Source organism: Geobacillus zalihae NBRC 101842 (genome assembly GCF_001544135.1).
GTDB lineage: Bacteria > Bacillota > Bacilli > Bacillales > Anoxybacillaceae > Geobacillus > Geobacillus zalihae.
In genome coordinates this window covers 107662-128261 of sequence record NZ_BCPV01000003.1, presented here as the reverse complement: position 1 = coordinate 128261, position 20600 = coordinate 107662, and the positions used below count along the sequence as shown (strand labels likewise).

Genomic DNA, 20600 nt, shown 5'->3' with positions numbered 1-20600 from the left:
CGCTGTTATGGCATTACCGAAAAACGGTCGTCTTCGACTTGGTTCGCTATGCTGTTTTGCATGGGGGATGCATCGCTCTTCTTGTCGCGGCGGTCATAGGGATTCAAGGAACGATGTTTCTCACCGCTCCCGTGTTGGGGCACCTGTTTCTGTTGTTTTTGTTTTACCAGTTGATTGGGCTTGCCTTGTTAGGCGTCTTTGGCAGCCTGGATGTCGCCTTGTCCGTCATCGCGGTCTATACGTTTATGGAAGTCGCAACGCAAGGAACGTTCATGCCGTGGCCACATCTGTTTTTGTTTCAAGCGCCGGCCGATTCGCTGTCCCTCCTTCTCCCCATGATGTGGCTGGGGGCGGGCATTGTGATCGCCGCCATTTTGATTGGACGGGAGTTTTGGTAAACGAATTGGAAGCCATCGGCTGAATGTGGGAATGAGGAGCTTCTATGGAACGATGTCCGTTCGTTTAGTGCACCCGGCCGCATACTCCTCTTGTCGCTTCCATGGTCAGGAAGTGGGAAGTCGTTTCTCCTTTTTATCATGGCTAATTGAGATGGCCGCCGTAAATCGAAAAAAGCTCTCTATAAAGTCTTGACTGACTCCTTTTTGTCGCTTCATTTGTTTGCCATGGCGAATTATGCTACAATGCAAAAAGGATGAATGAGAAGGACAGGGGGATTTGGCACGGTGGCATACTATTGGCTCGCGGCGGCGGTCATCATCCTCGATCAATGGACGAAATGGCTTGTCGTCCGCTATATGCGACTTGGGGAAAGCATCCCGATCATCGACAACGTGCTCTACATTACGTCGCACCGCAATCGCGGGGCGGCGTGGGGCATGCTGGAAGGGCAGTTTTGGCTCTTTTATTTAATTACGGTGATCGTCGTGGCGGCGATCGTGATTTACATCCGCCGCCTGAAGCCTTCCGAGCGCCTGGCCGGCGTGGGGCTTGGGCTGATGCTCGGCGGGGCGATCGGCAATTTTATCGACCGCGTATTCCGGAAAGAAGTGGTCGACTTTATTCATACGTACATCGGCACGTACAGCTTTCCGGTGTTCAATATCGCCGACTCGGCGCTGACCGTCGGCGTCATCTTGCTGTTTATTCATCTATTTTTTTTCGCGACACCAGAGAAAGGGAATGAGTAGATGGACACGATCACGTTTCACATCGAAGACGAATATGACGGCGAGCGGATCGATAAAGTGATCGCGGCGCTAAATGACGAATGGTCGCGTTCGCAAGTGCAGCAATGGATCAAAAACGGGCTCGTGACGGTCAACGGCCGCACGGTGAAGGCCAATTACAAATGCGAAGCGGGCGACTCGGTCGCCATCTCGCCGCCCGAACCGGAGCCGCTTCATGTGGAACCGGAGCCGATTCCGCTGGACATTTATTATGAGGACGAGGATGTCCTTGTCGTCAACAAACCGCGCGGCATGGTCGTCCACCCGGCGCCCGGGCATATGCGCGGCACGCTCGTGAACGCTTTGCTCGCCCATTGCCGCGACCTCTCCGGCATCAACGGCGTGCTGCGCCCCGGCATCGTCCACCGGATTGACAAAGATACATCGGGGCTGTTGATGGTGGCGAAAAATGATGCCGCCCATCGCTCGCTTGTTGAGCAGCTCGTCAACAAAACGGTGACGCGCCGCTACAAGGCGATCGTCCATGGCGTCATTCCGCATGATTACGGCACGATCGACGCTCCTATCGGCCGCGACAAACGCGACCGAAAAAAAATGGCGGTCACCGAAGAAAACGGCAAAGAAGCCGTCACCCATTTCCGCGTGCTCGAGCGGTTTCGCCAGTATACGTATGTCGAATGCCAGCTGGAAACGGGAAGGACGCATCAAATTCGCGTCCATATGAAATATATCGGCTACCCGCTCGCCGGCGACCCGCAATACGGACCGAAAAAAACGCTCGCCATCGACGGCCAGGCGCTTCACGCCGGGGTGCTCGGCTTCCGCCACCCGCGAAGCGGCGAGTATTTGGAGTTTGAAGCACCGTTGCCTCCAGAGTTTGCCGAATTGCTCGAATGGCTGCGAAAAAACGATTGACAAACGGACGCAGCCGCTTTACAATGAAAACAAGTGAACAGGAACCTTTAAGTTCAGTCCTGTGAGGCTGAGAAGGGGTCGGATCAAGGAAATAGGCGTCGTATGTCCATTTCGTTCCGCGGCTGTAAGCCGCATCCCCCGCTTCACAGGCGGGGGATTTTTTTATGCCAACGGAGGTGGCTTGCATGCAAAAGGCGGTTGTAATGGATGAGCAGGCGATTCGCCGCGCGTTGACGCGCATCGCCCATGAAATCATCGAACGGAACAAAGGCATTGACGGCTGCGTGCTGGTCGGAATTAAAACGCGCGGCATTTACTTGGCGCGCCGCTTGGCCGAGCGGATCGAACAAATCGAAGGGGCGTCCGTTCCGGTCGGTGAACTCGATATTACGCTGTATCGCGACGATTTGACGGTAAAAACGGATGATCATGAGCCGCTTGTGAAAGGGACGAACGTGCCGTTTCCGGTGAGCGAACAGAAAGTCATTTTGGTTGATGACGTGCTGTTTACCGGCCGGACGGTGCGGGCGGCGATGGATGCGGTCATGGATTTGGGCCGCCCGGCGCGCGTCCAGCTCGCCGTGCTCGTTGACCGCGGACACAGGGAACTCCCGATCCGCGCCGATTTCGTCGGCAAAAACGTCCCGACGTCCAGCGCCGAAGTCATTGTCGTCGAATTGTCGGAAGTGGATGGCGTCGATCAAGTATCGATTCATGAAAAATAAAGCAGGCTCCCTTTTAAGCGCAGTCCCGCGAGGCTGCAAAAGGGGCGGAATGGTTTCGGCTGTTTCTGCACCCTCTTTGTGCCTTCGCGGGCCAAGAGGGTTTTTTTGTGCACACTAGAAGATACATTCGCTTATATTGCGAAAGGAGTGGCGGAAAGTGAACAAACCGATATTGGATATTCAAGACCGCCCGACGGCCGGGCAATGGGTGACGTTAAGCTTGCAGCATTTGTTCGCCATGTTCGGGGCAACGATTTTGGTGCCGTATTTGGTCGGCTTAGATCCGTCAATCGCCTTGCTCACGAGCGGGCTTGGGACGCTCGCGTTTTTGCTCATCACGAAATGGCAAGTGCCGGCGTACCTTGGCTCATCGTTTGCCTACATCGCGCCGATCATCGCGGCGAAAACGGCCGGCGGCCCGGGGGCGGCCATGATCGGCAGCTTCCTTGCCGGGCTTGTATACGGCATTGTTGCTCTCATCATTAAAAAAGCGGGCTATCGCTGGGTGATGAAACTGTTGCCGCCCGTTGTCGTCGGTCCGGTCATCATCGTCATCGGTCTCGGCTTAGCGGGCACGGCGGTCGGGATGGCGATGAACGGCCCGGACGGCAACTACAGTCTGCTCCACTTTTCCGTTGCGTTGGTGACGCTCGCGGCCACGATCATTTGCTCGGTGCTGGCGCGCGGCATATTGAGCTTAGTTCCGGTGCTTGTCGGCATTGTCGTCGGCTATGTTTACGCCCTCGCCGTCGGACTGGTCGACTTGTCGAAGGTGGCGACGGCGAAATGGTTTGAGTCGCCGGATTTCCTTCTCCCGTTTGCTGACTATCCGGTGCGCATCACCGCGGAGATTGTGATGCTCATGGTGCCGGTCGCCATCGTCACCTTGTCGGAACATATCGGCCACCAGCTCGTTTTAAGCAAAGTCGTCGGCCGCGACCTCATCCAAAAGCCGGGGTTGCACCGCTCGATTTTAGGTGACGGAACGGCGACGATGATTTCCGCGTTGCTCGGCGGGCCGCCGAAAACGACGTACGGGGAAAACATCGGCGTGCTCGCGATCACGCGTGTCTACAGCGTCTATGTGCTCGCCGGCGCCGCGGTGATCGCCATCGTGTTCGGCTTTGTCGGCAAAGTGACGGCGCTGATCAGCTCCATTCCGACACCGGTCATGGGCGGCGTCTCGATCTTGCTGTTCGGCATCATCGCCTCGTCCGGTTTGCGCATGTTGGTCGACAGCCGCGTTGATTTCGGCGAGACGCGCAACTTAGTCATCGCCTCGGTCATTTTGGTGATCGGCATCGGCGGAGCGGTGCTCAAAATCAGCGAGAGCTTCCAAATCACCGGAATGGCGCTCTCAGCGATTGTCGGCGTCCTGCTCAATTTAGTGCTGCCGGGGCGGCCGCAAGCGGCGGAAAACTTATTTGAAGAAGAAAAAAGCAGCGACCACGTCGCCTAATTCAATAAAAAACACCTTTTAATTGAGTCCCGCGAGGCTTAAAAAGGTGTGAAAAAGAAGGCGCATGGAGGGCCGTCGTCTATCCTCGGCCCCGCTATACGCCGATCATCACACCTTGCCTCGCCGGCAAGGTGTTTTTTGTAAAAAACGAAAAGGAGCGAGACCGATGACCCATCTGCTGACACTGGGAGAATTGCCTTTGACGGAAATCAACCGTTTGCTCGATGAAGCGGAAGCGTTTCGCAACGGGCGTCCGTGGCGTCCGGCGGCGCCGATGTATGTGGCCAACTTGTTTTTCGAACCGAGCACGCGCACGAAATGCAGCTTCGAGATGGCGGAACGGAAGCTTGGGCTTCATGTCATCCCGTTTGACCCGGAACGCTCGAGCGTGCAAAAAGGGGAGACGCTGTACGATACGGTCAAGACGCTTGAGGCGATCGGCGTCGACGCCGTTGTCATCCGCCATCACGAAGATGCGTATTTCGAAGCGCTCCGCCATGCGGTCGGCATCCCGGTCATCAACGCAGGCGACGGCTGCGGGCACCATCCGACCCAGTCGCTCTTGGACTTATTGACGATCCGTCAGGAGTTTGGCGCCTTCACTGGCTTGACGGTGGCGATCATCGGCGACATCCGCCACAGCCGCGTCGCCCGCTCGAATGCGGAAGTGTTGACAAGGCTGGGGGCAAACGTCCTGTTTTCCGGACCGGAAGAGTGGAAAGATGAAACGAATCCGCACGGGACGTACGTCGACATCGATGAGGCCATCGCCTGCGCCGATGTCGTGATGCTTTTGCGCATCCAGCACGAGCGCCATGGGGAAACAATGGGGCTGACGAAAGAGGAGTACCATGCGCGGTACGGGCTGACGCTTGAGCGGGCGCGGCGGATGAAATCGGGCGCCATCATCTTGCATCCGGCGCCGGTCAACCGCGGGGTCGAAATCGCAAGCGAACTTGTCGAAGCGAAGGCATCGCGCATTTTTAAACAAATGGAAAACGGCGTCTACGTGCGGATGGCTGTCTTAAAACGGGCAATGGAAGGGAGAATGGAGCATGGGCGTATGGCTGAAAAATGGCATGTCGTTCAATAAAGATGGGGAATTGATGCGGACACATCTCAAAATCGAACACGGAACCATTGCAGCGATCCTCTATGAACAGCCGCTGGAAGCGAATGAGGAGGACGTGATCGACGTCGGCGGCCGTCTCATCGTTCCTGGCCTGATCGACTTGCACGTTCATTTGCGCGAACCGGGCGGCGAAGCGAAAGAAACGATTGAGACAGGCACGCTCGCCGCGGCGAAAGGCGGATTTACGATGGTTGCTGCCATGCCGAACACGAACCCAGCGCCGGATCGGAAAGAGCAGATGGAATGGCTGCAAGCCCGCATCCGCGAAACGGCGCGCGTCAACGTGCTTCCGTACGCGGCGATCACGATTGGGCAAAAAGGGGAAGAGCTGACCGATTTTGCGGCGCTCAAAGAAGCGGGAGCGTTCGCATTCACGGATGACGGCGTCGGCGTCCAGTCGGCCGGGATGATGTTTGAAGCGATGAAACAGGCGGCGGCGCTCGATATGGCGATCGTCGCCCATTGTGAGGACGACACGCTGACAAACGGCGGCGCGGTGCATGACGGCGAGTTCGCCCGGCGCTATGGACTTCGCGGCATTCCTTCTGTGTGCGAGGCGGTGCACATCGCCCGCGACATCTTGCTTGCCGAGGCAGCCGGATGCCATTATCACGTCTGCCATATCAGCACGAAAGAATCGGTGCGCGTCGTCCGCGATGCGAAGCGGGCCGGCATCCGCGTCACCGCCGAAGTGACGCCGCACCATCTGCTCTTGTGCGATGAGGATATTCCAGGGCTTGATGCGAACTACAAAATGAACCCACCGCTGCGCAGCCGCGCGGACCGTGAAGCGCTCATGGAAGGGCTGCTCGACGGCACGATCGATTTGATCGCCACGGACCACGCGCCGCATACGGCTGCGGAAAAAGCGAAAGGCATCGAGGCGGCGCCGTTTGGCATCGTCGGACTCGAGACGGCGTTCCCGCTTCTGTACACCCATTTGGTCAAAAAGAACGTGTTTACGCTAAAGCAGCTTGTCGACTGGCTGACGGTGAAACCGGCGCAATGCTTCGGCCTAAACGCGGGCCGGCTTGCCGTCGGGGCGCCGGCGGATATTGCGGTCATTGATTTGGAAACAGAAGAAGCGATTGATCCCGAGACGTTTGCGTCCAAAGGGAAAAATACGCCGTTTGCCGGCTGGGTGTGCCAAGGCTGGCCGGTGATGACGTTTGTCGGCGGTACACTCGTATGGGAGAAAGGAAGGGCGTAAAGATGAAACGGCAGCTGATTTTAGAAGATGGTTCGTTTTTTGTCGGCGAAGCGTTTGGCAGCTTGAAAGAGACGACCGGGGAAGTCGTCTTTAACACCGGCATGACCGGATACCAAGAAATTTTGACCGATCCATCGTATTGCGGGCAAATCGTGACGATGACATATCCATTGATCGGCAACTACGGCATCAACCGCGACGACTTTGAAGCGATCCGCCCGCATGTGCACGGGTTCATCGTCAAAGAAGCGTGCGTGAAGCCGTCCAACTGGCGCGGAGAACTGACGTTGGACGAGTATTTGAAAGAAAAAGGCATCCCTGGCCTTTCCGGCATCGACACGCGCAAACTGACGCGCCTTATCCGCCAATACGGAACGTTAAAAGGGATGATCTGTGGGCTAGATGTCGATCCGGTGGAAGCAGCAGCCAAGCTGCGGGCGATGGAGTGGCCGCGCGACCAAGTGCGGCGCGTCTCAACGAAAAGCGCCTACCCGAGCCCGGGGCGCGGCGAGCGCGTGGTCTTGATCGATTTTGGAATGAAGCACGGCATTTTGCGCGAGCTGAACAAGCGCCATTGCGATATCATCGTCTTGCCGTACAACGCCACCGCTGAAGAGGTGCTCGGCTGGCATCCGGATGGGGTCATGCTTTCCAATGGACCGGGCGACCCGAAAGACGTGCCGGAAGCGATCGAGATGATCCGCGGGATTCTCGGCAAAGTGCCGCTCTTTGGCATCTGCCTCGGCCATCAGCTGTTCGCGTTGGCGTGCGGCGGGAATACGGAGAAAATGAAATTCGGCCATCGCGGCTCGAACCATCCGGTCAAAGACTTGCGCACCGGCAAAGTCGCCATCACGTCGCAAAACCATGGCTATACCGTCACGCACGAGTCGCTTTCTGGCACCCGGCTTGAGGTGACGCATATCGCCTTAAATGACGGCACGGTCGAAGGGCTGCGCCATCTCGATTTCCCGGCGTTTACGGTGCAATACCATCCGGAAGCGTCGCCGGGGCCAGAAGATGCCAATCCGCTGTTTGACGAGTTTTTGGCGCTCATCCGCCAGTTCAACAAGAAAGGAGAAGTCATCCATGCCTAAGCGCCGCGACATTGAAACGATTTTAGTCATCGGCTCGGGGCCGATCGTCATCGGCCAGGCGGCCGAGTTCGACTACGCAGGGACGCAAGCGTGCTTAGCCCTAAAAGAAGAAGGATACAAAGTCATTCTGGTGAACTCAAACCCGGCGACGATCATGACCGATACGGAAATCGCCGATAAAGTCTATATGGAGCCGCTGACGCTTGAGTTTGTCGCCCGCATCATCCGCAAAGAGCGGCCGGACGCGATTTTGCCGACGCTTGGCGGCCAAACGGGCCTCAACTTGGCGGTTGAGCTCGCCAAGGCCGGCGTGCTTGAAGAGTGCGGCGTGGAAATTCTCGGCACGAAGCTCGAGGCGATCGAAAAGGCGGAAGACCGCGAACAGTTCCGCGCCCTCATGAACGAGCTTGGCGAGCCGGTGCCGGAAAGCGCGATTATTCACAGCCTGGAAGAGGCGTATGCGTTTGTCGAACAAATCGGCTATCCGGTCATCGTCCGCCCCGCGTTCACGCTCGGCGGCACGGGCGGCGGCATTTGCACGAACGAAGAAGAGCTTGTCGAGATTGTGTCAACTGGCTTGAAGATGAGCCCGGTGCATCAATGCTTGCTCGAGCGGAGCATCGCCGGCTACAAGGAGATTGAATACGAAGTGATGCGCGACGCCAACGACAACGCGATCGTCGTCTGCAACATGGAAAACATCGACCCGGTCGGCATTCATACGGGTGATTCGATCGTCGTCGCCCCGAGCCAGACGTTAAGCGACCGCGAATATCAGCTTTTGCGGAACGCGTCCTTGAAAATCATCCGCGCCCTTGGCATCGAAGGCGGCTGCAACGTCCAGCTCGCGCTCGACCCGGACAGCTTCCGCTATTACGTCATTGAAGTGAACCCGCGCGTCAGCCGCTCGTCGGCGCTGGCGTCAAAAGCGACGGGGTATCCGATCGCGAAACTGGCGGCGAAAATCGCCGTCGGGCTGACGCTTGACGAAATGATCAACCCGGTCACCGGGAAAACGTACGCCTGCTTCGAGCCGGCGCTCGACTATGTGGTGACGAAAATTCCGCGCTTTCCGTTTGACAAATTTGAATCGGCGAACCGCCAGTTGGGCACGCAAATGAAAGCAACCGGCGAAGTGATGGCGATCGGCCGGACGTTCGAAGAATCACTGTTAAAAGCCGTTCGTTCGCTCGAGATCGGGGTGCATCATCTGGAATTGAACGAGGCGAAAACGGCCGCCGACGACGTGATGGAAAAACGGATCCGCAAGGCGGGCGATGAACGGCTCTTTTACATCGCCGAGGCGCTCCGCCGCGGGGTGACGGTGGAGACGCTGCATGAATGGAGCCAAATCGACCGCTTTTTCCTGCATAAGATTCAAAACATTATTGAGATGGAAACGGTCTTGAAAAACCACCCGGGCGACCTTGACGTGTTAAAAAAAGCGAAGGGGCTCGGCTTCTCCGATGCGGCGATAGCGGCGTTATGGAACAAAACGGAGCGCGACATTTACGCGCTGCGCCGCCAACGAGGCATCATGCCGGTGTACAAAATGGTCGATACGTGCGCAGCCGAATTCACGTCGGAAACGCCGTACTACTACAGCACGTACGAGGAAGAAAACGAATCGATCGTGACGGAAAAACCGAGCGTCATCGTGCTTGGCTCCGGCCCGATCCGCATCGGCCAAGGGATCGAATTTGACTATGCGACCGTCCATTGCGTCTGGGCCATTAAGCAGGCCGGCTATGAGGCGATCATCATCAACAACAACCCGGAAACGGTCTCGACCGACTTCAGCACGTCGGACAAACTGTATTTCGAACCGCTGACGGCCGAAGACGTGATGCATGTCATCGACCTCGAGCAGCCGATCGGCGTCATCGTCCAATTCGGCGGTCAGACGGCCATCAACTTGGCGGCGGAACTCGAGGCGCGCGGCGTCCGCTTGCTTGGGACAACGCTTGAGGATTTGGACCGCGCCGAAGACCGCGACAAATTTGAACAGGCGCTCTCGGAACTCGGCATTCCCAAACCGGCCGGCAAAACCGCCGTTTCGGTCGAAGAAGCGGTCGCCATCGCCGAAGAAATCGGCTACCCGGTGCTCGTCCGTCCTTCGTACGTGCTCGGCGGCCGGGCGATGGAAATCGTGTACAATCGCGGCGAGCTGCTTCATTACATGGAACACGCCGTGCGCGTCAATCCGCAGCACCCAGTGCTTGTCGACCGCTACATCACTGGCAAGGAAGTCGAAGTCGATGCCATCGCCGACGGCGAGACGGTCGTCATCCCCGGGATCATGGAACATATCGAGCGGGCCGGCGTCCATTCCGGCGATTCGATTGCCGTCTACCCGCCCCAGACATTAAGCGCGGAAGTGATCGACAAGATCGCGGATTACACGATCCGACTGGCGCGCGGGCTGCATATTGTCGGGCTGTTGAACATTCAGTTTGTCGTCTCGGGAAGCGATGTCTACGTCTTGGAAGTGAACCCGCGCTCAAGCCGCACGGTGCCGTTTTTAAGCAAAATCACCGGCGTGCCGATGGCGAATCTCGCCACGAAAGCCATTTTAGGGACGAAGCTCGCCGAGATGGGCTATGAGACGGGCGTCTGCCCGGTGCGCCCTGGCGTGTACGTGAAAGTGCCGGTGTTCTCGTTTGCGAAATTGCGCAACGTCGACATTTCGCTCGGCCCGGAAATGAAATCGACCGGCGAAGTGATCGGCAAGGACGTGACGTTTGAAAAAGCGCTCTATAAGGGGCTTGTCGCCTCGGGCATCCATATCCAGCCGCATGGGGCGGTGCTGTTGACGGTGGCCGACAAAGACAAAGAAGAAGCGGTCGAGCTGGCGCGCCGCTTTGCCGACATCGGCTACCAGCTGTTGGCGACGAACGGCACGGCGGAAACGTTGAAAGCGGCCGGCATTCCGGTGACGGTCGTCAATAAAATCCACTCGGCGTCACCGAACATTTTAGATGTCATCCGCCAAGGGAAGGCGCAAGTCGTCATCAACACGCTGACGAAAGGGAAGCAGCCGGAAAGCGACGGCTTCCGCATCCGCCGCGAAGCGGTCGAAAACGGCATCCCATGCTTGACGTCGCTTGATACGGCAAGGGCGATGCTGCAAGTGCTCGAATCGATGACGTTCTCGACAACGGCGATGACGGAAGGGCTGGTGCGGTCATGATCGGCCACGAACGAATGACGGTCGCAAGCCAGCGGTTGATCGCCGAGCGGACGTATGAATTGACGCTTTCAGGCCGCCTCGTGCAAGAGATGCGCCAACCGGGCCAGTTCGTTCATGTGAAAGTGGCCGCATCCGCCGATCCGCTCCTGCGCCGCCCGCTCAGCCTTTGCCATATCGACCACAAGCAGGGGCAATGCACGATCATTTACCGCCAGGAAGGGAAAGGCACGGCGCTGTTGGCGCAAAAACAGCCGGGCGACACGGTCGATGTGCTCGGCCCGCTCGGCAACGGCTTTCCGCTCGAGGCCGCGCCGGCGGGCAGCCGGGCGCTGCTAGTCGGCGGCGGCATCGGCGTCCCGCCGCTCTATGAACTGGCGAAACAGCTCACAAAGCGCGGCGTCAAAGTGGTGAGCGTGCTCGGGTTTCAAACGAAAGCGGCGGTCTTTTACGAAGAGGAATTTGCCGCGTTCGGCGAGACGCATGTCGCGACCGATGACGGCTCGCACGGAACGGCCGGGCGCGTCACCGATGTGATCGAAGCGCGCTCGCTCGAGTTTGACGTCTTGTACGCCTGCGGTCCGAAGCCGATGCTTCGGGCGCTTGCGGAACGGTTTCCGAACCGGCCGGTGTACGTGTCGCTCGAGGAGCGGATGGGCTGCGGCGTCGGGGCGTGTTTCGCCTGCGTCTGCCATGTGCCAGGGAGCGAGACGGCGTATAAAAAAGTATGCAGCGACGGCCCGGTGTTTCGGGCCGGGGAGGTGGTGCTATGAACCGGCTTGCGGTCGAACTGCCGGGTCTTTCGCTCAAAAACCCGATCATGCCGGCGTCCGGCTGTTTTGGATTTGGCCGCGAGTACGCCCGGTTTTACGATTTAAGCGTGTTAGGCGCCATTATGATCAAGGCGACGACAAAAGAGCCGCGCTTTGGCAACCCGACACCAAGGGTGGCAGAAACGCCGGGCGGGATGTTAAACGCCATCGGCCTGCAAAACCCCGGCCTTGACAAAGTGCTCGAAGAAGAACTGCCGTGGCTTGAACAGTTTGACGTCCCGATCATCGCCAACATCGCTGGCTCGACGGTGGAAGAGTACGTCGAGGTAGCCGAAGCGATTTCCAAAGCGCCCAATGTCCATGCGTTAGAGCTCAACATTTCCTGCCCAAACGTGAAAAAAGGCGGGATTGCGTTCGGCACCGTGCCGGACGTGGCCGCGGAACTGACGCGGCTTGTCAAAGAAGTGTCCGCCGTGCCGGTGTACGTGAAGCTGTCGCCGAATGTCACCGACATCGTGGCGATGGCAAAAGCGATTGAACAAGCGGGCGCCGATGGCTTGACGATGATCAATACGCTCGTTGGCATGCGCATCGACGTGAAAACAGGCCGCCCCGTTTTGGCCAACGGCACCGGCGGCTTATCCGGCCCGGCGGTCAAACCGATCGCCATCCGCATGATTTACGACGTGAGCCAGGCGGTGTCGATTCCGATCATCGGCATGGGCGGCATTCAAACGGCGGAAGACGTGCTCGAATTTTTTTACGCCGGCGCGAGCGCGGTTGCCGTCGGAACGGCCAACTTTGTCGACCCGTTCGTCTGCCCGACGATCATCGCCGACTTGCCGGCGCTGCTCGATGAACTCGGGATCGGCCACATTTCCGAATGCATAGGAAGGAGCTGGAAGACTGGTGCACACGCCGTTCATTGTCGCGCTTGATTTTCCATCAAAACAAGAGGTGGAGCGGTTTTTGCGGCCGTTTGCCGGAACACCGCTGTTTGTGAAAGTCGGCATGGAGCTGTACTATCAGGAAGGTCCCGCCATCGTCGCGTTTCTCAAAGAACAAGGGCATGCCGTCTTTTTAGACTTAAAACTGCACGACATCCCGAATACGGTGAAACAAGCGATGAAAGGGCTCGCCCGTGTCGGCGCCGATTTGGTGAACGTCCACGCTGCCGGCGGCCGGTGCATGATGGAAGCGGCGATCGAGGGGCTTGACGCCGGCACGCCAAGCGGAAGAATGCGGCCGCGCTGCATCGCTGTCACCCAGCTGACGAGCACGGACGAGCGGATGCTTCACGAGGAGCTGTGGATTTCCCGCCCGCTTGTGGAAACAGTCGGCCATTACGCCGCCTTGGCGAACGAAAGCGGCCTTGACGGCGTCGTCTGCTCGGCGAACGAAGCGCCGCTCATCAAAGAACGGTGCGGCGCCTCGTTCCTCGCCGTCACCCCGGGCATCCGCTTTGCCGATGAGGCAGCGCACGACCAAGTGCGCGTCGTCACGCCAAAGCGCGCCCGCGAGCTCGGCGCCGACTACATTGTCGTCGGCCGCAGCCTCACCCGCGCCGCCGATCCGCTGAAAGCCTACGAACGCCTGCAGCACGAATGGAACGGAGGAGAGAAAGAATGAAACACGACATCGCCGCCAAATTGCTTGAAATCGGGGCGGTCGCCCTGCAGCCGAACGAACCGTTTACCTGGTCCTCGGGCTTGAAATCGCCGATTTACTGCGACAACCGCCTGACGCTCGCTTACCCCGACGTGCGCCGCCTGATCGCCGCCGGCCTCGCCGAGCTCATCCGCACCCAGTTTCCCGAAGCGGATCTCATCGCCGGCACCGCAACCGCCGGCATCCCGCACGCCGCCTGGGTGAGCGAACGGCTCGGGCTGCCGATGTGCTACGTCCGCAGCCAGGCGAAAGCGCACGGCAAAGGAAAACAAATCGAAGGCCAAGCCGAACCGGGTCAGCGCGTCGTCGTCATCGAAGACTTAATCTCGACGGGCGGCAGCTCGCTTGCGGCCGTCCGTGCCTTGAAAGAAGCGGGCTGTGAGGTGCTGGGCGTCGCCGCCATTTTCACGTACGGGCTCGACAAAGCGAAGCAGGCGTTTGCGGCAGAGAATTTGCCTGTCTACACGCTCACCGACTACGACACCCTCATCGAAACGGCCGTCCGCCTTGGCGCCGTCAGCGAGCACGACTTGGCGACATTGCGAAAATGGCGGGAGAATCCGGAGGAGTGGGGGAACTAACATCAACGCAAGGGAAAAGGGGCTGACGCAAAAGCCCCTTTTTGATGAAAGTTCACCGAAGTACTAGGATTCTTTCTCCATTTTGACGACAAATCTTTTACTCATGCAAGCTTCTACAAGAAAACGAAAAAACATGTCGAACTTTGTCTGTTCCGAATGGCCGTAAAATTCAGTGTATCTTTAGTCAACTACCCCCACTTCGCGAACGCTTGAAGTGGGGGCTTGCAACTCCCCAGAAGTACAAGCGGACTTCGTCCTCCTTCCTTGACTTGGGGTTGCATCAGGGCAGGTTGACAACTACCCAACGACGCAGGTCATGCCTGCATCGTTACCGATTCTCTCGGTGTGTCTGTTGGCAGTACTTGGCTTCCACACACAACAGACGGATCTACGCTCGATGTTTTACGGTTACAACGTTTCCTGTAACCAACTCCATACATCGAGTAGCAGTTATTGGAGTGCCTTTATTAAACGGTTTTCTCCACGCCTTTATTATATCATACACAAAAGAAAAGGGGAACGCGCATTCCTCTCCCACTTACTCCCTTTGGTCGTTGAAGTGGGAGTCTCCTGCGCGAAATAGGATGAAGCAGCCAATCACAGGTTTCTTCCACCTACACCCCAGTTGTAAATAGCAGCTTTGAAGGAACCACAGCGAATTGGAGTGGAACAATGATTTATCGGATCGCTTCAAACAGCTGTTGTTAGCAAACGGCACTTCCGTCAACTATGAATATGACGCGAATGACAATATGACTTCGAAAGTCATTCGTACAAGCGATGGCCAGTCACAAGAGTTTACCTACTCTTATGATGCGACCGGCAAACTCATCAAAACCGTCGATCCGCTCCATGATGTGACCACGAATGACTATGATGCCAACGGAAATAAAATCAAAACTTCACGACAGGAAACGGAGCCGGCGCTACTTTTACGTATGATGACCGCGGCCTCGTGGAAAGCGTTTCGGTCGGTACGGCGGCCGGAAACGGACCCGACCAACCGGACAAGCGATTTTTCAATGGTTTTGGTATGTGAGAATCGTTCTGTTGGAACTGCCGGATGGGCAAATCCAACGCAGGCTAGGGAGACCACCCCTGATCAGCGAAGGATTCTGCAGGGATTGGGCATGGATGAGAGCATTGACGTGTAAGTCATACGGATATTTTTATTGAAAAAATAATCGCCTCGCCTCGAGAGAAAAATCGGTAAATAGAAAAGAGATGATGGTTTCATTTTCCCCAAACGCTTCTCTTTTTTTAAAAAATCCATCTTCTAACCCAAATACTTCAATCGTTTTATACAAAGGGTCAACAATCCAATATTCTTTTACACCAAATTGTTCGTATAGTTTAAATTTTTCATTTCGATCTTTTAATGCTGTAGACGGAGAAAGAACCTCGACAATGAGTGTTGGTGCGCCTAAACAGCCGTTTGATGTTAAGTTGTTTCGATTGCAAATGACAGAAATATCGGGTTGAACGACATGTTTTGCATATGTGTAGTCATCGTTTTCGGAGAGACGAACATCAAACGGAGCAATGGCAACGTAGCAATCTTTATTTTGAAAGTACGAACGAAATGCGAACGATAGTTCCATAACGGTAAACTGATGCTCCCACGTTGGTGAAGGGCTCATGTTGTAAGCTTTTCCATCAATAAGCTCCCAACGCCCATCCCATTGAATATAATCGGCATACGTATACAGTTTGGATGGTTCTGGATTCATCGGATCTCCCTCGCTTTTTTCATTATTATACCATATCCAAAACGGCAACGATGATTGAAGATAACAAATTGCATTCGCGATGGCGGCTTGTGGTTGACTCGACAAGTTTGCAAAGCGGGCTGTCCATAAGGCCAATGCAGCTGGTCTTACAGACAGCCCGTTGTCTTTGATGCGGCACTAGACTGTTTCGGTTTGCGGGAGTTCGCGCGAATCGCCCGATGCCGTGTTGGGCGGTCATTGGGGCGGGTTTACGATGGTTTCGCCGCTTGTTCTTTTTGCCGTTGTTTCATGGCGCGGACGAGTTCTTCATCCGGTGTGACGTAGAGCGTTTGCTCGTGTTCGTAAATGACAAATCCCGGCTTGGCGCCGCTCGGTTTTTTTACATAGCGGATGCGCGTGTAGTCGACAGGCACGGATCCGGAGTGGCGGGCTTTGCTGAAGTAGGCGGCGAGATTCGCCGCTTCCAAGAGCGTCTCGTCAGACGGCTGCTTGTTCCGGATGACGACGTGCGAGCCGGGAATGTTTTTCACATGCAGCCAAACATCGTCCTTATGGGCCAGCTTTGTTGTGAGATAATCGTTTTGTTTGTTGTTTTTGCCAACGAGTATTTCCGTGCCGTCGCTTGCGACGTAGCGGTCAAGCTCGGGCGCGGTTGGTTTGCGCTTTTTTGCTCCTTTCGCCGCGCGCGGGCGCAAATAGCCTTGTTCAATGAGCTCGTCGCGGATTTCCTCGACATCTTTCGGCGAGGCGGTTTCGAGCTGGCTTAAAATCGTGTCGCAATAGGCGATGTCTTCTTTCGTCCGCTCGATTTGTTGTTGCACGACGGCGAACGAGTTTTTCGCTTTTTGGTATTTTTGAAAGTACTGCTGCGCGTTCTCGGACGGCGATTTTTGCGGGTCGAGCGGAATGGTGACCGTGCCTCCGTTTTCGTCGTAGTAGTTTGCGACCTCGATTTCCGTCATGCCGCGCTTTGCGGCGTACAAATGGGCGGTGAGCAGTTCGCCGTACAGTCGATAAACGTCGGCTTTCTTTGCTTCTTCGAGCGTCTGTTCGAGCTTTAGGAGCTTTTTCTCGTTTTTCGCCTTTTCGTTCGCCATGAGCCGCTCGATGTCATGGGCTTGCTGCTTGACGCGGTCGCGCTCGGCCTTGCCGAAATAAAAGCGGTCGAGTAGCTCGCTTGCACTCGCAAACGGTTGGCCTTCGATTTGTAAGTGCTTAAGCGGCAAAACGTAAAACCATTCTTTTTCCCCGTTCGTGTACATCATCGGGGCAAAGCGGCGGCGCCGAACGTCATCGATGAGCGCGAGGAAGCTTTTCGGCAGCGTCGTCCGGTTGGCGAGTCCAGCGCGGAACACCGCCTCATTGGCAAATAGCGGCGAAATGCCGCTGAAGGCGGAAACAAGCTGTTGGGCGAGCTTGCCGGCGTGAAAATCAAGTTTTTTCAGCACCGTTTCTTCCGTCGCTTCAAGCGGATTCAGCTTGCCGTGCGTCGGCGGAGCGACGTACGGATGCCCGGGAAGCACCGTCCGGTAGCGGTTGACCGACGGCGGCAAATGCTTCAGGCTGTCGATGATCGTGTTGGTCGATGCATCAACGAGGATGATGTTGCTATGGCGGCCCATCACTTCAATGATGAGCCGCTTCGTCTGCAGATCGCCGAGTTCATCGCGGCCTTTTGTGTCCATGACGATGATGCGGTCGAAATCGACTTGACGGACCGACTCGATGATGCTTCCTTCCAACTGTTTGCGCAGCCGCATGCAAAACATCGGCGGCTCGGATGGGTTGTTGTACGTTTCGTTTGTCAAATGGACGCGGGCGTACGTCGGATGCGCCGACAGCATCACTTTATGGTTATGGCCCCGGGCGCGCACAAGCAGCACGATCTCATACGCCGACGGCTGGTGGATTTTCGTGATCCGCCCGCCCGCAAGCGCCTCTTCGAGTTCACCGACAATGGCGTACGTAAACACTCCGTCAAAGGACATGGAAAACACCTTTCTATTTCGTTTGTTTGCTATTTCGATCTTACCATACGACCCGCCGTTTTGAACATTTCTTTGAATATTACCTGAAGACGGACGAAGATGCCCGACGAACATGTTGCATAAAATGGGGAGGCCCGCTTTTTTGACACGATTTTTTCCCTTATGGGGGAGATGGCGTGGCAAAGGGCCCCACGACTCCTTATGTTTGTGTCGCTAAACATCATGGCGGGGACTATCATTTTTTGGGACATGTATGAATAAGCATAGAGAAGCGGGAACGGCGTGCGAAAAAATGGAAGGACGGAGGGAGACAGATGCAATGGCATACGCTCGCGGCAAGCGATGTCGCGCACGAGACGAAGACGAATGTCAAGACCGGGCTTACTGCGGCGGAGGCGGAAAAACGGCTGCGGCAGTTCGGGTACAACGAGCTGGCGGAAGGGAAGAAGGAGTCGGCCATCGTTGTCTTTTTTCGCCAGTTTCAAGATTTTATGGTGCTTGTGTTGCTTTTGGCGACGGTGATTTCCGCGTTTTTAGGCGAGTATGTGGATGCGGTGGCGATTGTCGTCATCGTGATCATGAACGCCATCCTGGGGTTTATCCAGGAGCGGCGGGCGGAAAAGTCGCTTGCCGCCTTAAAACGGTTGTCCGCTCCGCAAGCGGTTGTGCGGCGCGATGGCAGGTGGGTGAAAATTCCGGCGCGCGAGCTTGTCGTCGGTGATGTCGTGAGGCTGGCAAGCGGCGACCGGGTCGGGGCCGACATCCGCTTGATTGAGACGAGCGGGATGGAAATCGAGGAATCCGCCTTGACGGGCGAATCGGTGCCCGTAGCCAAATCGGCCGCCCCGCTTCATACGAAACAGGCGTCGCTCGGCGATTTGCACAATATGGCGTTTATGGGGACGCTCGTGACAAGAGGGAATGGGGTCGGGATTGTCATCGCCACTGGGATGAAAACAGCGATGGGACAAATCGCGACGATGCTCGAAGAGGCGGATGCGGGGGCAACCCCGCTCCAGCGCCGACTCGAGCAGCTTGGGAAAATTTTGCTTGTCGTCGCATTGGTGCTGACGGCAGCGGTCGTGGCCGTAGGTGTCATTCAAGGGCACGACCTGTATGAAATGTTTTTGGCTGGTGTGTCGCTCGCGGTCGCCGCCATTCCGGAGGGGTTGCCGGCCATTGTGACGGTTGTGTTGGCGCTTGGCGTGCAGCGGATGATCAAACGGAACGCCATCGTCCGCAAGCTTCCGGCGGTGGAAACGCTCGGCTGCGCTTCGGTCATTTGTTCCGACAAAACGGGGACGATGACGGAAAACATGATGACCGTCACGCAAGTATGGGCAGGCGGGCGGACATTTGCGGTAAGCGGCGTTGGTCTTGAAACGGATGGCGAGTTTTCTGAACGCGGCCGGACGGTTGATCCGAACCGCGTTCCCCAGCTCGCTCGCCTATTGACAATGGGGGTGCTTTGCAATAGTTCGGAGTTGAAAGAGGAAAACGGCCGGCGTTACGTCGACGGCGATCCGACGGAAGGAGCGCTGCTGGTCGCGGCGGCCAAAGCTGGATTGGCGAAAGGAATGCTTTTGCGTGAGTACACGATCGAACAGGAGTTTCCGTTTGATTCCGAGCGGAAAATGATGACGGTCATCATTCGCGACCGGAACGGGCGGCGGTTCGTTGTGACGAAAGGGGCGCCCGATGTGCTGCTTGAGCGGGCGGACCGCCTGGAATGGAACGGGCGCGAGCAGGCGCTGACCCCGGCGTGGAAAGAGACGATTGAGAAGGCGATTCGCCACATGGCGTCTTCCGCCTTGCGCACGATCGCCGTCGCGTATCGGCCGCTTGCGGAAACGGAACGGATCGAGTCGGAGAAGGATGCGGAGACAAAGCTTCGGTTTCTCGGCGTCGCCGGCATGATCGATCCGCCGCGCCCTGAGGTGAAGCAAGCAGTGGCGCGATGCAAAGAGGCAGGCATGAAAACGGTGATGATCACCGGCGACCATGTGTTGACAGCCACCGCCATCGCCAAACAGCTTGGCGTGCTGCCGCCTGGCGGAAAAGTGATGGATGGGGCGACGTTGTCGAAGCTGTCGGTCGATGAGCTCGAACGCGAGGTCGATAATATTTACGTGTTTGCCCGCGTCTCCCCGGAGCATAAGCTGAAAATTGTCAACGCCTTTAAGCGCCGCGGTCATATTGTCGCCATGACCGGCGACGGGGTGAACGACGCGCCGGCGTTGAAAGCGGCGGATATCGGCGTCGCGATGGGCCGGTCGGGGACGGAAGTGGCGAAAGAGGCGGCGTCGCTCGTTTTGTTGGATGACAACTTTGCGACGATTGAGGCCGCGATCGAAGAGGGGCGCAACATTTACGAAAACATTCGCAAGTTTATCCGCTACTTGCTCGCCTCGAACGTCGGGGAAATTCTCGTCATGTTGTTTGCGATGCTGCTTGCCTTGCCGCTGCCGCTCGTGCCGATTCAAATTTTATGGGTCAATCTTGTCACCGACGGTTTGCCAGCCATGGCGCTCGGGCTCGACCAACCAGAAGAAAACGTGATGAAGCGGCCGCCGCGCCGTCCCGATGAAGGGGTGTTCGCCCGCGGGCTCGGCTGGAAAATCGTAAGCCGCGGCTTTTTGATCGGCGTTGTTACGCTGGCTGCGTTTCTGACCGCCTATGAACGGAGCGGCGAGGATCTCGTTTACGCCCAGACGGCGGCGTTTGCGACGCTTGTGTTGGCCCAATTGATCCATGTGTTCGACTGCCGCTGCGATCGTTCGGTTTTTGACCGCAGTCCGTTCGGGAACATATACCTTGTCGCGGCGGTGATCGTGTCGCTGCTTTTGCTCGTTGTCGTCATCTATTACCCACCGCTTGCCGCAGTGTTCCATACGAAGCCGCTCGCAGCGGTCGATTGGCTGCTCATCATTGGCTTGTCCGCCCTGCCGACATTTTTGTTTGCTGGCTCGCTTTTTATGAGAAAATAA

Annotated in this window: 15 protein-coding genes and 2 pseudogenes; 15 read left to right on the top strand and 2 right to left on the bottom strand. The window is 56.8% G+C overall.

Going from position 1 to position 20600, the window contains the following annotated elements; all coding sequences use genetic code 11:
• The 14 genes and pseudogenes from GZ1_RS03100 to GZ1_RS19520 form a co-directional block, all read left to right on the top strand.
• A pseudogene (locus GZ1_RS03100) lies at positions 1-398 on the top strand (hypothetical protein); the annotation flags it as partial.
• A gap of 258 nt (positions 399-656) precedes the next feature.
• Entirely contained in the window at positions 657-1148 is a 492-nt protein-coding gene (lspA, locus tag GZ1_RS03095) for a signal peptidase II (RefSeq protein WP_078172617.1), read from the top strand.
• Positions 1149-2063, top strand: coding sequence for an RluA family pseudouridine synthase (locus GZ1_RS03090; protein ID WP_060787843.1), 915 nt, complete (start codon positions 1149-1151; stop codon positions 2061-2063).
• Positions 2064-2248: 185 nt separating this feature from the next.
• Positions 2249-2788 carry a bifunctional pyr operon transcriptional regulator/uracil phosphoribosyltransferase PyrR gene (gene pyrR / locus GZ1_RS03085; protein WP_060475729.1) on the top strand — a complete coding sequence of 180 codons (540 nt, stop codon included), beginning with the start codon at positions 2249-2251 and terminating at the stop codon, positions 2786-2788.
• 157 nt (positions 2789-2945) lie between these two features.
• Positions 2946-4247, top strand: a complete 1302-nt coding sequence (locus tag GZ1_RS03080) for a solute carrier family 23 protein (RefSeq protein ID WP_060475730.1) — start codon at positions 2946-2948, stop codon at positions 4245-4247.
• A gap of 166 nt (positions 4248-4413) precedes the next feature.
• Positions 4414-5340: an aspartate carbamoyltransferase catalytic subunit gene (locus tag GZ1_RS03075; protein WP_060787842.1), complete on the top strand. Its 927-nt coding sequence runs from the start codon at positions 4414-4416 to the stop codon at positions 5338-5340.
• Complete coding sequence (gene pyrC / locus GZ1_RS03070; RefSeq protein WP_060787841.1) at positions 5303-6589, top strand: dihydroorotase; 1287 nt, start codon at positions 5303-5305, stop codon at positions 6587-6589. Before GZ1_RS03075 ends, pyrC begins: the two co-directional genes overlap by 38 nt.
• A gap of 2 nt (positions 6590-6591) precedes the next feature.
• On the top strand, positions 6592-7686 hold the full coding sequence (locus GZ1_RS03065; protein ID WP_060787840.1) for a carbamoyl phosphate synthase small subunit: 1095 nt from the start codon (positions 6592-6594) through the stop codon (positions 7684-7686).
• Positions 7679-10876 carry a carbamoyl-phosphate synthase large subunit gene (carB, locus tag GZ1_RS03060; RefSeq protein WP_060787839.1) on the top strand — a complete coding sequence of 1066 codons (3198 nt, stop codon included), beginning with the start codon at positions 7679-7681 and terminating at the stop codon, positions 10874-10876. The genes GZ1_RS03065 and carB overlap by 8 nt, the downstream gene beginning before the upstream one ends.
• Positions 10873-11646, top strand: coding sequence for a dihydroorotate dehydrogenase electron transfer subunit (locus tag GZ1_RS03055; RefSeq protein WP_060787838.1), 774 nt, complete (start codon positions 10873-10875; stop codon positions 11644-11646). The genes carB and GZ1_RS03055 overlap by 4 nt, the downstream gene beginning before the upstream one ends.
• Complete coding sequence (locus GZ1_RS03050; RefSeq protein WP_060787837.1) at positions 11643-12584, top strand: dihydroorotate dehydrogenase; 942 nt, start codon at positions 11643-11645, stop codon at positions 12582-12584. Before GZ1_RS03055 ends, GZ1_RS03050 begins: the two co-directional genes overlap by 4 nt.
• Positions 12556-13275 carry an orotidine-5'-phosphate decarboxylase gene (gene pyrF, locus GZ1_RS03045; RefSeq protein WP_020755317.1) on the top strand — a complete coding sequence of 240 codons (720 nt, stop codon included), beginning with the start codon at positions 12556-12558 and terminating at the stop codon, positions 13273-13275. Before GZ1_RS03050 ends, pyrF begins: the two co-directional genes overlap by 29 nt.
• Entirely contained in the window at positions 13272-13895 is a 624-nt protein-coding gene (pyrE, locus tag GZ1_RS03040) for an orotate phosphoribosyltransferase (RefSeq protein WP_033005802.1), read from the top strand. Before pyrF ends, pyrE begins: the two co-directional genes overlap by 4 nt.
• Positions 13896-14873: 978 nt before the next feature.
• Positions 14874-15049: pseudogene (locus GZ1_RS19520) on the top strand (IS1634 family transposase); the annotation flags it as partial.
• Between the two features lie 15 nt (positions 15050-15064).
• Here the strand turns inward: GZ1_RS19520 and GZ1_RS03030 are convergent.
• Together GZ1_RS03030 and GZ1_RS03025 are read right to left on the bottom strand one after the other, a co-directional pair.
• Positions 15065-15625 carry a Uma2 family endonuclease gene (locus GZ1_RS03030; RefSeq protein ID WP_033005106.1) on the bottom strand — a complete coding sequence of 187 codons (561 nt, stop codon included), beginning with the start codon at positions 15623-15625 and terminating at the stop codon, positions 15065-15067.
• 248 nt (positions 15626-15873) lie between these two features.
• Positions 15874-17613 (bottom strand): Rqc2 family fibronectin-binding protein, encoded by a 1740-nt coding sequence (locus GZ1_RS03025; RefSeq protein WP_060787836.1) that lies wholly within the window; start codon positions 17611-17613, stop codon positions 15874-15876.
• A gap of 314 nt (positions 17614-17927) precedes the next feature.
• Here GZ1_RS03025 and GZ1_RS03020 point away from each other — a divergent pair, with 314 nt between their 5' ends.
• Positions 17928-20600, top strand: a complete 2673-nt coding sequence (locus GZ1_RS03020; protein WP_060787835.1) for a cation-translocating P-type ATPase — start codon at positions 17928-17930, stop codon at positions 20598-20600.

What these genes read in the sequence shown, in the direction of transcription:
- lspA (WP_078172617.1), top strand. Translation starts at nt 657, where the DNA reads ATGAGAAGGACAGGGGGATTTGGCACGGTGGCATACTATTGGCTCGCG.
- GZ1_RS03090 (WP_060787843.1), top strand. Translation starts at nt 1,149, where the DNA reads ATGGACACGATCACGTTTCACATCGAAGACGAATATGACGGCGAGCGG.
- pyrR (WP_060475729.1), top strand. Translation starts at nt 2,249, where the DNA reads ATGCAAAAGGCGGTTGTAATGGATGAGCAGGCGATTCGCCGCGCGTTG.
- GZ1_RS03075 (WP_060787842.1), top strand. Translation starts at nt 4,414, where the DNA reads ATGACCCATCTGCTGACACTGGGAGAATTGCCTTTGACGGAAATCAAC.
- pyrC (WP_060787841.1), top strand. Translation starts at nt 5,303, where the DNA reads ATGGGCGTATGGCTGAAAAATGGCATGTCGTTCAATAAAGATGGGGAA.
- GZ1_RS03065 (WP_060787840.1), top strand. Translation starts at nt 6,592, where the DNA reads ATGAAACGGCAGCTGATTTTAGAAGATGGTTCGTTTTTTGTCGGCGAA.
- carB (WP_060787839.1), top strand. Translation starts at nt 7,679, where the DNA reads ATGCCTAAGCGCCGCGACATTGAAACGATTTTAGTCATCGGCTCGGGG.
- GZ1_RS03055 (WP_060787838.1), top strand. Translation starts at nt 10,873, where the DNA reads ATGATCGGCCACGAACGAATGACGGTCGCAAGCCAGCGGTTGATCGCC.
- GZ1_RS03050 (WP_060787837.1), top strand. Translation starts at nt 11,643, where the DNA reads ATGAACCGGCTTGCGGTCGAACTGCCGGGTCTTTCGCTCAAAAACCCG.
- pyrE (WP_033005802.1), top strand. Translation starts at nt 13,272, where the DNA reads ATGAAACACGACATCGCCGCCAAATTGCTTGAAATCGGGGCGGTCGCC.
- GZ1_RS03030 (WP_033005106.1), bottom strand. Translation starts at nt 15,625, where the DNA reads ATGAATCCAGAACCATCCAAACTGTATACGTATGCCGATTATATTCAA.
- GZ1_RS03025 (WP_060787836.1), bottom strand. Translation starts at nt 17,613, where the DNA reads ATGTCCTTTGACGGAGTGTTTACGTACGCCATTGTCGGTGAACTCGAA.
- GZ1_RS03020 (WP_060787835.1), top strand. Translation starts at nt 17,928, where the DNA reads ATGCAATGGCATACGCTCGCGGCAAGCGATGTCGCGCACGAGACGAAG.